The organism is Pantoea sp. A4 (assembly GCF_000295955.2).
Classification (GTDB): Bacteria; Pseudomonadota; Gammaproteobacteria; order Enterobacterales; family Enterobacteriaceae; genus Pantoea; species Pantoea multigeneris.
Genome location: NZ_ALXE01000026.1, coordinates 48132 through 58834, shown reverse-complemented (window position 1 = coordinate 58834; position 10703 = coordinate 48132). Strand labels below are relative to the sequence as shown.

Genomic DNA, 10703 nt, shown 5'->3' with positions numbered 1-10703 from the left:
GCTTATGACGCCCGATTTTGATGTTGCTTTGACCGTTGATCAATTATCGCTGTGGTATGGCGAACGGCAGGCGCTACATAATATTAATCTGCACATTCCCCGGCAGCAGATCACCGCGCTGATTGGCCCTTCGGGCTGCGGCAAATCTACGCTGCTGCGCTGTTTTAACCGCATGAATGACGTGATCGATAACTGCCGTATCAGCGGTGAGATTTTGCTGGAGCAGGAGTCTGTGTTGCATGGACAGCAGGATCTTTCCGCCTTGCGCCGTCGTGTGGGGATGGTGTTCCAGCGTCCTAACCCGTTTCCGAAATCAATCTATGAGAATGTGATTTATGGTCTGCGGTTGCAGGGCGTACGCGACAGGCGAGTGTTAAACGAAGCCTGTGAGCGCGCGTTACGCGCGGCAGCGTTATGGGGAGAGGTGAAGGATCACCTCGGACAGAATGCCCTGACGCTCTCCAGCGGGCAGCAGCAGCGCTTAGTGATTGCCCGCGCGATCGCCATTGAGCCAGAAGTGCTGTTGTTGGATGAACCAACCTCGGCGCTGGACCCGATCTCTACGCTGGTGATCGAAGAGCTGATGCACTCGCTGAAGCAGCATTTCACCCTGGTGCTGGTGACGCACAACATGCAGCAGGCGTCGCGTGTTTCTGATTACACGGCGTTTATGCACAATGGCGCGCTGGTGGAGTTTGGCGAGACCGATCGTATTTTCACTTCGCCTAAAGTACGACGTACGGAAGACTATATTACCGGGCGCTATGGCTGATTGGCAGGGATAAACAGGAAAATGTCTGAACTGTCATCAGGCTATGGCTCGATGACAGCCAGAACAACATCAAACGGGCAGCTACTCGTGTGCGTGGCCTTGTGCAGGAAGCTGAGCCCCATCAAGCCAGGCTTGCTGGTTCTGCATACTGAGGCGACCGGTGGTAAACCAGTTAACCGCCAGCGGATAGATGGCATGCTCCTGATGTAACACACGCGCAATCAGCTCTTCCTCGCTATCTTCAGCAAACACCGGGACGCGGGCTTGTATCACAACCGGCCCGCCATCCAGCTCCTCGGTGACAAAATGCACGGTCGTGCCATGCTCCGCATCACCATTCTCAATGGCCTGGCGATGGGTATGTAATCCGGGATACTTAGGCAGCAGGGAGGGGTGGATGTTTAACATCCGGCCCAGATAGTGCTGAACAAACGTGGGGCTGAGAATACGCATGTAACCGGCCAGCACGATCAGATCGGGTTGGTACTGGTCGATCTGATCCATCAGCGCGTAATCAAACGCATCACGATCGGCAAACGCTTTCGGGCTGAGGGCGTGGGCGGGAATATTCGCCGCGCGCGCGCGTTCCAGACCGTAAGCGCCTGCTTTGTTACTGAAAACGGCAGCAACGCTGCCGTTAATGCGCTGTTGAGCACAGGCGTCGATGATTGCCTGCAGGTTACTACCACTGCCGGAAATCAGGACGACAATCCGTTTCATGCGTTAATTACCACACGCTCTTCAGCATCAGACGCTTTAATCACGCCAATTTTCCAGGCTTTTTCGCCTGCAGCAGTCATCAGTTCAACCGCTTTATCCGCTTCTGCTGCGTCCAGGGCAATCAACATACCCACGCCACAGTTAAAGGTGCGGTACATCTCGTGACGGCTAACGTTGCCTGCCTGCTGCAACCAGTTGAACACGGCTGGCCATTCCCAGCTCTTCTCGTCAATCACTGCCTGCGTGTTGTCTGGCAGCACGCGCGGGATGTTTTCCCAGAAGCCGCCACCGGTCAGGTGAGCAATCGCGTGAACATCAACCTGTTCAATCAAGCTCAGGATGTTTTTCACGTAGATGCGAGTCGGTTCCAGCAGGTGGTCTGCCAGTGGCTTGCCTTCCAGCTGTTTGGTCTGTGGGTCAGTCTGGCTGACTTCGAGAATTTTACGCACCAGTGAATAGCCGTTGGAGTGCGGGCCGCTGGAACCCAGCGCAATCAGCACGTCGCCATCTTTCACTTTGGAGCCATCAATGATCTCGGATTTTTCCACCACGCCGACACAGAAACCAGCAACGTCGTAGTCTTCGCCGTGGTACATGCCTGGCATCTCTGCGGTTTCACCGCCAACCAGTGCACAACCTGACTGCAGGCAGCCTTCGGCGATACCGCTGATGACGCTGGATGCAGTGTCTACGTCCAGTTTGCCAGTGGCATAGTAATCGAGGAAAAACAGCGGCTCAGCGCCCTGTACCACCAGATCGTTGACGCACATAGCGACTAAATCGATACCAATAGCATCATGGCGTTTCAGATCCATCGCCAGGCGCAGCTTGGTGCCAACGCCATCGGTGCCGGAGACCAGCACAGGTTCACGGTATTTTTGCGGCAGCGCACAAAGCGCACCGAAACCGCCCAGTCCACCCATTACTTCCGGGCGGCGGGTCTTTTTCACTACGCCTTTAATACGGTCAACCAGAGCGTTACCAGCATCAATATCAACGCCGGCGTCTTTGTAGCTGAGAGAGGTCTTGTCGGTCACTGCGGAATCCCCACGCGAGTTGCGGTTGGTGGTTAACATAAAGCGCGGCAATTCTATCAGCGCAGGCAAACGTTTGCGAGTCCCGAATTGCGTCTGACAGGATTTTCACTAACAGGAAAAAAAAATCTATAGTTGATTCAAGTCTGGTTGTGCAGTGAAAAAAAAGCGGTATAATCCGGCGATTTTTTTTAGCTCAACTCATTTTCCGGGAGAACACCAATGAAGATCGTGGAAGTCAAACACCCGCTGGTCAAACATAAACTGGGCTTGATGCGTGAGCAGGATATCAGTACCAAACGCTTCCGCGAACTGGCGTCGGAAGTAGGCAGCCTGTTGACCTATGAAGCCACGGCCGATCTCGAAACTGAGAAGGTTACTATCGAGGGCTGGAATGGCCCGGTTGCCGTTGAGCAGATCAAAGGTAAAAAAATCACCGTAGTGCCTATTCTGCGTGCAGGTCTGGGCATGATGGAAGGCGTGCTGGAGCATGTACCAAGCGCGCGTATCAGTGTGGTGGGTATCTACCGCGACGAAGAGACGCTGGAGCCAGTACCTTATTTCCAGAAGCTAGCTTCTAATATTGAAGAGCGTCTGGCGCTGGTGGTTGACCCGATGCTGGCAACCGGGGGTTCAATGATCGCAACCATTGACCTGCTGAAAAAAGCCGGCTGTACCTCGATCAAAGTGCTGGTACTGGTTGCCGCGCCGGAAGGGATTGCCGCACTGGAAAAAGCGCACCCGGACGTGGAGCTGTATACCGCTTCGGTCGATCAGGGCCTGAATGACAAAGGTTACATCATCCCCGGTCTTGGCGACGCGGGTGACAAGATTTTCGGTACCAAATAAATAAAGTTATCGCAGAGCCGACCGGAGAGTCGGCTTTTTTATGTCTGACAGGAATGACACCACTTAAGGGGAAATAAATGACTCGTCGTGCGATTGGCGTCAGTGAGCGCCCACCGCTGTTACAAACCATACCACTCAGCCTGCAACATCTGTTTGCGATGTTCGGCGCGACGGTGTTGGTGCCCATTCTGTTCCACATCAACCCGGCCACCGTACTGCTGTTCAACGGTATCGGTACGCTGATTTACCTGTTTATCTGTAAGGGTAAAATTCCTGCCTATCTGGGCTCCAGCTTTGCATTTATTTCCCCGGTGCTGCTGCTGTTGCCATTAGGCTATGAAGTGGCACTCGGCGGCTTTATTCTTTGTGGCGTGATTTTCTGCCTGGTGGCGCTGATCGTGAAAAAAGCCGGCACCGGCTGGCTGGATGTGATGTTCCCACCGGCGGTGATGGGGGCTATCGTCGCGGTTATTGGTCTGGAGCTGGCGGGCGTGGCGGCGAACATGGCAGGATTACTGCCCGCTGAAGGCACCAGCGCAGACAGCAAAACCATTCTCATCTCACTGGTTACCCTCGGCGTTACCGTGTTTGGCTCGGTGCTGTTCCGGGGTTTCCTCGCGATTATCCCCATCCTGATTGGTGTGGTGTCAGGCTATGTGCTGGCCGCTGCGCTGGGCGTGGTTGACTGGAGCGGAGTTGAAAGTGCGCACTGGTTCGCGCTACCGATGTTCTACACCCCGCGTTTCGAGTGGGCGGCGATGCTGACGATTTTACCTGCCGCGCTGGTGGTGATTGCAGAACACGTCGGCCACCTGGTGGTGACGGCAAACATTGTCAAAAAAGACCTGATTCGTAACCCAGGCCTGCACCGTTCGATGTTTGCTAATGGTTTGTCTACCGTGATCTCCGGTTTCTTCGGTTCGACCCCGAATACTACCTACGGCGAAAACATTGGCGTTATGGCGATTACCCGTGTCTACAGCACCTGGGTGATTGGTGGCGCGGCGATTATCGCTATCCTGCTGTCGTGCATCGGTAAGCTGGCGGCGATCATTCAGGCAATTCCCGTGCCGGTGATGGGCGGTGTGTCTCTGCTGCTGTACGGCGTGATCGGCGCGTCCGGTATTCGCGTGCTGATCGAATCCAAAGTCGATTACAGCAAAGCACAGAACCTGATCCTGACGGCGGTTATTTTGATCATTGGCGTCAGCGGCGCGAAAATCCACATTGGTGCAGCCGAGCTGAAAGGTATGGCACTGGCGACCATCGTGGGCGTATTGCTGAGCCTGATTTTCCATGTGATTTCACGTCTGCGCCCGGAAGAAGTGGTGCTGGATGCTGATGAAACTTCACAGCATTAAGTGAAGCGGCGGGCAGGGAAGCCCGATTCGTCAACAGCAAGATTTGTGTTAGACTACCTGGGATTATTGCCAGGTCTTCCACTGAGGTGCATCTGAACACGCCGGCACAGCTGTCACTACCGCTCTATTTACCTGATGATGAAACCTTCGCCAGCTTCTGGCCGGGGGATAACCCGTCGCTGTTAGCATCACTGAAAAGTGCCCTTGACCAGCCGCACGGCAGTTACCTTTATTTCTGGTCACGTGAAGGGGGTGGGCGCAGTCATCTGCTGCACGCAGCCTGTGCAGAAATGTCGGCGCGTGGCGCAGCCGTAGGCTATGTACCGCTGGATAAGCGTACCTGGTTTGTTCCTGAAGTGCTGGAAGGCATGGAGCAACTGGCTCTGGTCTGCATCGATAATATCGAATGTATTGCGGGAGAAGAGCCCTGGGAAATGGCGATTTTTGATCTCTATAACCGCATTCTTGAAACCGGCAATACCCGTCTGCTTATCACCGGCGATCGTCCTCCCCGCCAGCTCAATCTCCAGCTGCCTGACCTCGCTTCCCGGCTCGACTGGGGGCAAATCTACCGTCTCAATCCACTGTCCGATGAAGATAAATTGCAGGCATTACAGCTACGTGCGGGTCTGCGTGGGTTTGAGCTACCGGAAGATGTGGGCCGCTTCCTGCTGAAACGGCTTGATCGTGAAACGCGCGCCCTGTTCGAAACGCTGGATAAGCTGGATCGCGCTTCCATCAGCGCCCAGCGCAAACTGACTATTCCGTTTGTCAAAGAGGCGCTGGGGCTGTAAGCGTCTTACAGGATTTCCAGTACTGCTTCCGGTGGGCGGCCAATGCGTGCGTGTTCACCGTGAATGACAATCGGGCGTTCGAGCAGCTTAGGGTTAGCCACCAGCGTTTCCAGCAGCGTGGTTTCACTCAGCGTTTCGCGTCCTAAATCCAGTTCGCGATACAGATCTTCTTTGCTGCGCATCAGTTGGCGCACGCTGCTCATGCCGAGCTTCTTCAAGAGAATTGCCACCGTTTCTGCATCGGGTGGTGTCTCCAGATAACGCACTATCTCCGGCTCGATGCCGCGAGCCTGAAGCAGTGCCAGTGTTTCCCGGCTCTTACTGCAGCGCGGATTGTGGTAAATCGTGACCATGAATTATCCCTTCTCATACGGACGGAAGCGCGTCTGAAGCTGACGCAGCTGATCGATGCGCGCATCATAGCGCGCCTGTTTAAGGCTGCCGAGCGGAACCTGAGCGCTGGCGCTGCTTAACGCCGTAATGGCCTGGGCTAGCTGGCCATTCAGCGCGAGGCTTTCCGCCCGTGCCGCCAGCTCTTCGTCATTAAGCCCTTGCTGCGCGCTGGCCTGTGCCAGCAGATCCCAGCCGTTAGGATCATCCGCGTGGCTAAAGGTATAGCGGTTAAGGATGTGGCTGGCGTTCGCAGGCTGTTTTGCCTCGATGTAGGCATTAGCCAGATTCAGCTGTAGCACCGCGCTGGTGTTCAGGCTTTTGGTGCCGTTCAGCATGGCTACCGCCTGTTGCGGCTGGTTCAGGCCAATATCGATATCGGTCATGATATCGAGGAACCAGACGTTTTCCGGCTGCTGCGCCAATAGCGGGGCCACGATCTTCCGGGCATCCGCGAATTTTTTCGCCTGTAAGAATTGTATTGCACGGCCATATTTTGCCGCCTGTTGCTGACGCGTATTTCCGCGCTCCAGCTGCTGTAGCAGATCATCCGTCAGTTGATTGCGGCCGGTTGCGTACATACCCAACGCCCGAACCTTCGCCATGTAGTAGCCTTCAGAAGACTGCACGACCACGGGGCGCATCTGGTTAGCGCGGTTACGTGCATCGGCCAGTCGGCTGTCGGGTAACGGGTGGGTGAGCAGTATTTCCGGGGGCTTAGAGGAGAAGCGACTCTGATCCGCCAGCTTCTGTAAAAATTCCGGCATCGCCTGCGGATCAAAGCCTGCGCGCTGTAGCACCTGAATCCCGATCCGATCGGCTTCCTGTTCATTGCCCTGGGTAAAGCTGATGATCCCCTGCTGCGTGCCCGCTAACGTGCCGGTCAGGGCCGCCATGCCTGCCTGCGGGCTGGCCATAGCTAACAGGATTGAACCCAGTGCGCCTACCCAGGTCAGTGGTGCACTGGCCTTTTGTGATTCCATGGCGCGGGCGAGGTGGCGTTGCGTGACGTGGGAAATTTCGTGTGCCATCACAGAAGCCAGTTCGCTTTCGTTATCGGTAAAGCGAAACAGCGACGCATGCAGCACCACATTGCCGCCAAAAAAGGCGAAGGCGTTCAGTTCATCGTTTTGAATGAGAAAAAAGTGAAACGGCGTTTTCACGCTCCAGGCGTGTGCAACCAGACGTTGACCGAGTTGATTAATATACTGATTCAGCAGGGGATCGTTAATCAATGGCGCACTGCCGCGCAGTTGGCGCACATAGAAGTCGCCCATCTGCATCTCTTGCGCAATAGAGAGCGTTGCACCTGCGGTAGTGCCAATATCCGGCAGGTTATCGCTGACATCCGCTCGCGCAGGCAGCGTGCTGACCAGTAGCAGTCCGGGGAGCAATGCCGCCAGAAGCCTCTTTTTGACTCGGTTTAACATGCTGTCATCCTGTGGAGATCCCGAAAATTTGACCTGCCAAACCGCGAAGGGTTCTGCCTGACAGGCGGTGACGATAGCTGCAGGGATGAATAGCAAATTTTTAGCCATGGGAAAAGGGCCAGTTCCCGCTTTGCATCGAGAAGTGTATCAACGTTGCCGACAGAGCGTTGCTTACCCAGGGGAAGTCTGAAATTTTTAGTCATTAACCCGATCGTCTTGAAAGCCGGTATTAATATTAATAAGCCTGGGTTCGGCCTTGTTTTTATACGGCGACGATTGTGCTGTTAAATGTCAGGGGAAAATAATTAGTTCCAGTGTTTTATTTAAGTTGGGGAATAGTCCGTGGTTTCAGCCAGGAGTAATCTCAGTACGATGACGTTTCATCAGAAGAACGCGACTTATCTTTTTATCGGATGTCATATAGATTAGCTGCATATTTTAAACGGATATTTGATTCTCGTGCTGGAGTGACTACATAATGCGGTCTGTACTTTCTTATGCCCTTATTGCGATTATTGGTGGTGCCGTCGGCGCTGGTGTGGTTCAGGCCGGAGGCTGGTATGATCAAGCCGCCACACACCTGACACAAGCAACGCCCGAGCCAGCGGGCTTCTGGAGCACGCCAGCGATTGCCGGATACGGTAAAATTCACTACGTTGATACCCCAGCGTATAAGCCGGGTACTGTATCCGATTTAAGTAATAAAGTGGTCTTTCAGATAAATAAATATGACGGTGATTTGAGTCGGCCAAATATTAGCCTTGAACGTGTGGCGCGGATGGTGAATCTCTACTCAGCGGCAGGTGTTCCTTTGAATAAGCTTGATTTTGTGGTGTCCATGAATGGCAGCGGTGTTTTAGCTGGGCTGACCGATGCGCAATATCATAAAGCTTATAAGATGGATAATCCGAATTTACCGCTGATTGATGCGTTAGAGAAAGCGGGCGTTAAAATAACCGTGTGCGATCAATCTGTCGCGTTTGAACATCTGCATCGGGAGTGGATCGATACGCGCATTACGCACACGATCTCCAGCGGTACCACCGTGGCAACCCTGGAAAATCAGGGCTATGCACTGCTGATGTTGTAATCCGTCTGTTCGCCGGACCCGTGCTGTGCGGCGAACGCCTCTTCCCGATCCCTCTGATTACCTTCCCAGGTGCTGATTCTCGCTGCGCCGTGTACAATCTGGCCTGATACACCAAGACAACATACCTCACTTTATAACAACGATATCAGGCACTCCATATGGGTCATTTTTCTTTGGCGCGCGCGCAATGATGCGACTTCGCCTAAAAACCGATCTGCGCACGCTGATCGCACTGCTGGCTATTATCAGTATTGTCATTACGTTGGCTAACGCGATGTACGCCACCTGGCGGGTACAGCGCATGGTGCTGATTGACAACACGCTGGAAGCAAACCGGGCTTATGCCGCCAAACTGGCCAATACCAGCGAAATCTTTTTCCAGCTGGCGCAGTCGCAACTGCACTACAGTGCCAACTTGCTGGCGCAGGATTTTGATAACCCCCGGTTGTTGCAGCAGGAAGTGGATCGCCTACGCACGCAGACCAGCAGCTTTAACTCAGTGGCGGTGGTGGATGCCAGCGGGGTGGTCAAAGCCATTTCGCCGGAATCACTGATGCTGAAGGGGATGAAACTCAGCAGCACCTCGTCCCGTGAGGCGTTGAGTCAACGACAGCCGCTGGTTAGCCAGCCCAGCATCTCCGCCTCGAACAATCTGATTGTGTTTGTCTCCTGGCCTGTGAGGCGCAGCGACGGGCATTATCTCGGCTACGTGGGCGGGAGTATCTATCTGAAAAAGAAAAGTATTCTTAATACTCTGCTGGGCGAGCAGTTCTACCGTGATGGCACTAATGTCTACGTGCTGGACAGTCATAATCAGGTGCTTTATCACCAGAATCCCCAGCGCGTGGGAAGTTATCTTCCGACGATGCTGACAGGCGATCGGCGACAGCAAAGCAGTGGTTCAATGCAGTTGACGTTGCCGGGTGATGAGCCTCAGTTGGCGGGGTATGCGCTAGTCCCTACCACCGGTTGGATGGTAGTGGCACTCAAGCCGACGGCGGTGACGCTGGAGCCGGTGGCGGGTCTGTTAATGCGGGTGTTAAAACACTCGGTGCCGTTCGCGTTGCTCACGCTGTTAGTGGCTGTGTTGCTGGCACGTTTGATTGCGTTGCCGCTGTGGTCGTTGGCACGCAAAGCCAGCCTGATGGACGTGCAAGGGGTTGAGAAAGAGATTGGCACTGTGCGCGCCTGGTACTTTGAAGCGGCGCAGGTGAAACGTGCGCTGTTGACCGGAATAGGCCTGATGCAGGATAAAATCGGCCGCCTGAAATCCGAGGTACAAACCGACCCTCTCACGGAACTGCTCAACCGCCGTGGCCTGGGCATTATGCTGGATTACTTCCGTTCGCTACAGCAGCCGTTTGCGGTACTGGCTCTGGATATTGACCACTTCAAGCGCGTCAATGATAACTGGGGCCACGATGTAGGGGATGAAGTGATTCGTCAGGTGGCACAAAGCTTGCGTCGCAATGCGCGTCACAGTGATGTGGTTTGTCGTAGCGGCGGCGAGGAGTTTCTCATGATCCTGCCTGATACCGCACTGGACGAAGCCGAAAAGCTGGCACAACGTATTCGTCGTAGTATGGCGGAAATGCCGATCGGTGAAGTCGGCCATATCACGTTATCGATTGGGGTGGCACGTTGGTCTGGTGATAGCCAGCCGCTGGAGAGGGTGCTGAAGCAGGCAGATGCGGCACTTTATCAGGCAAAAGGCGCAGGGCGTAACTGCGTGATGATAGCCAAATCGTAGGGGAAGACTCTCCGGCAGTGATGCCGGAGAGCGACAATCAGGCAGACTGCAGGTAGTCGAGCACGATGTCGTGGTGGTTGGAGGTTTTGAAGTCATCAAATACCTTCTCAACCTTGCCATCCTTGCCAATCAGGAAGCTGATGCGGTGAATCCCGTCATAGGTTTTGCCCATAAAGGTCTTCTCGCCCCAGATACCAAATTGTTCGCATACCTGATGATCTTCATCTGAGAGCAGCGTAAAGTTCAGCAGCTCTTTCTCTGCAAAGCGCGACAGCTTTTCTGGCTTATCGGTACTGATGCCCAGAACTTCAACGCCTGCTTTTTTCAAACCATCCATGTTATCGCGCAGGCCGCAAGCCTGAACGGTGCAACCTGGTGTCATCGCCTTCGGATAGAAATACACCAGAACGCGCTGTCCCTGGAAGTCGGCCAAATTTACTTGTTCGCCGTCCTGGTCAGGCAAACTAAATTTCGGTGCGGTATCACCGGCTTTCAGTGGATTCATAACCTCTC

At 54.3% G+C, this 10703-nt stretch carries 11 protein-coding genes; 6 read left to right on the top strand and 5 right to left on the bottom strand.

Translation table 11 applies throughout. The features are described from left to right. Positions 1-4: 4 nt before the first annotated feature. On the top strand, positions 5-772 hold the full coding sequence (pstB, locus tag B880_RS0112385; protein ID WP_017347737.1) for a phosphate ABC transporter ATP-binding protein PstB: 768 nt from the start codon (positions 5-7) through the stop codon (positions 770-772). An 81-nt stretch (positions 773-853) separates the two neighbouring features. Here the strand turns inward: pstB and purN are convergent, their stop codons facing one another. Both purN and purM read right to left on the bottom strand, forming a co-directional pair. Beyond that, the gene (gene purN, locus B880_RS0112380; RefSeq protein ID WP_017347736.1) at positions 854-1492 is read right to left on the bottom strand and encodes a phosphoribosylglycinamide formyltransferase; all 639 of its coding nucleotides are present in this window, start codon (positions 1490-1492) and stop codon (positions 854-856) included. Beyond that, positions 1489-2529 carry a phosphoribosylformylglycinamidine cyclo-ligase gene (gene purM, locus B880_RS0112375; protein WP_026042607.1) on the bottom strand — a complete coding sequence of 347 codons (1041 nt, stop codon included), beginning with the start codon at positions 2527-2529 and terminating at the stop codon, positions 1489-1491. The genes purN and purM overlap by 4 nt, the downstream gene beginning before the upstream one ends. A gap of 219 nt (positions 2530-2748) precedes the next feature. On the opposite strand from purM, the gene upp reads away from it, so the two are divergent. The 3 genes from upp to hda all read left to right on the top strand — a co-directional run bounded on the left by upp (position 2749) and on the right by hda (position 5530). After that, positions 2749-3375, top strand: coding sequence for a uracil phosphoribosyltransferase (gene upp / locus B880_RS0112370; RefSeq protein ID WP_017347734.1), 627 nt, complete (start codon positions 2749-2751; stop codon positions 3373-3375). Positions 3376-3452: 77 nt separating this feature from the next. Then, complete coding sequence (uraA, locus tag B880_RS0112365) at positions 3453-4736, top strand: uracil permease (protein ID WP_017347733.1); 1284 nt, start codon at positions 3453-3455, stop codon at positions 4734-4736. A gap of 86 nt (positions 4737-4822) precedes the next feature. Next, positions 4823-5530, top strand: coding sequence for a DnaA inactivator Hda (gene hda / locus B880_RS0112360; protein ID WP_017347732.1), 708 nt, complete (start codon positions 4823-4825; stop codon positions 5528-5530). Between the two features lie 5 nt (positions 5531-5535). On the opposite strand, the gene arsC is transcribed toward hda, so the two are convergent. After that, entirely contained in the window at positions 5536-5883 is a 348-nt protein-coding gene (gene arsC, locus B880_RS0112355) for an arsenate reductase (glutaredoxin) (RefSeq protein WP_017347731.1), read from the bottom strand. A gap of 3 nt (positions 5884-5886) precedes the next feature. Then, positions 5887-7350 carry a beta-barrel assembly-enhancing protease gene (locus B880_RS0112350; RefSeq protein ID WP_017347730.1) on the bottom strand — a complete coding sequence of 488 codons (1464 nt, stop codon included), beginning with the start codon at positions 7348-7350 and terminating at the stop codon, positions 5887-5889. A 478-nt stretch (positions 7351-7828) separates the two neighbouring features. Here B880_RS0112350 and B880_RS0112345 point away from each other — a divergent pair, with 478 nt between their 5' ends. Beyond that, a complete protein-coding gene (locus B880_RS0112345) occupies positions 7829-8440 on the top strand; it encodes a DsrE family protein (protein WP_017347729.1) in 612 nt (203 codons plus the stop codon). A 187-nt stretch (positions 8441-8627) separates the two neighbouring features. Then, positions 8628-10190: a sensor domain-containing diguanylate cyclase gene (locus tag B880_RS0112340; protein WP_017347728.1), complete on the top strand. Its 1563-nt coding sequence runs from the start codon at positions 8628-8630 to the stop codon at positions 10188-10190. Between the two features lie 37 nt (positions 10191-10227). On the opposite strand, the gene bcp is transcribed toward B880_RS0112340, so the two are convergent. Continuing rightward, positions 10228-10695 carry a thioredoxin-dependent thiol peroxidase gene (bcp, locus tag B880_RS0112335; RefSeq protein WP_017347727.1) on the bottom strand — a complete coding sequence of 156 codons (468 nt, stop codon included), beginning with the start codon at positions 10693-10695 and terminating at the stop codon, positions 10228-10230. Positions 10696-10703: the final 8 nt, after the last annotated feature.

Coding starts and splice junctions, on each gene's coding strand:
- pstB (WP_017347737.1), top strand. CDS start 5: ATGACGCCCGATTTTGATGTTGCTTTGACCGTTGATCAATTATCGCTG.
- purN (WP_017347736.1), bottom strand. CDS start 1,492: ATGAAACGGATTGTCGTCCTGATTTCCGGCAGTGGTAGTAACCTGCAG.
- upp (WP_017347734.1), top strand. CDS start 2,749: ATGAAGATCGTGGAAGTCAAACACCCGCTGGTCAAACATAAACTGGGC.
- uraA (WP_017347733.1), top strand. CDS start 3,453: ATGACTCGTCGTGCGATTGGCGTCAGTGAGCGCCCACCGCTGTTACAA.
- arsC (WP_017347731.1), bottom strand. CDS start 5,883: ATGGTCACGATTTACCACAATCCGCGCTGCAGTAAGAGCCGGGAAACA.
- B880_RS0112350 (WP_017347730.1), bottom strand. CDS start 7,350: ATGTTAAACCGAGTCAAAAAGAGGCTTCTGGCGGCATTGCTCCCCGGA.
- B880_RS0112345 (WP_017347729.1), top strand. CDS start 7,829: ATGCGGTCTGTACTTTCTTATGCCCTTATTGCGATTATTGGTGGTGCC.
- B880_RS0112340 (WP_017347728.1), top strand. CDS start 8,628: ATGATGCGACTTCGCCTAAAAACCGATCTGCGCACGCTGATCGCACTG.
- bcp (WP_017347727.1), bottom strand. CDS start 10,695: ATGAATCCACTGAAAGCCGGTGATACCGCACCGAAATTTAGTTTGCCT.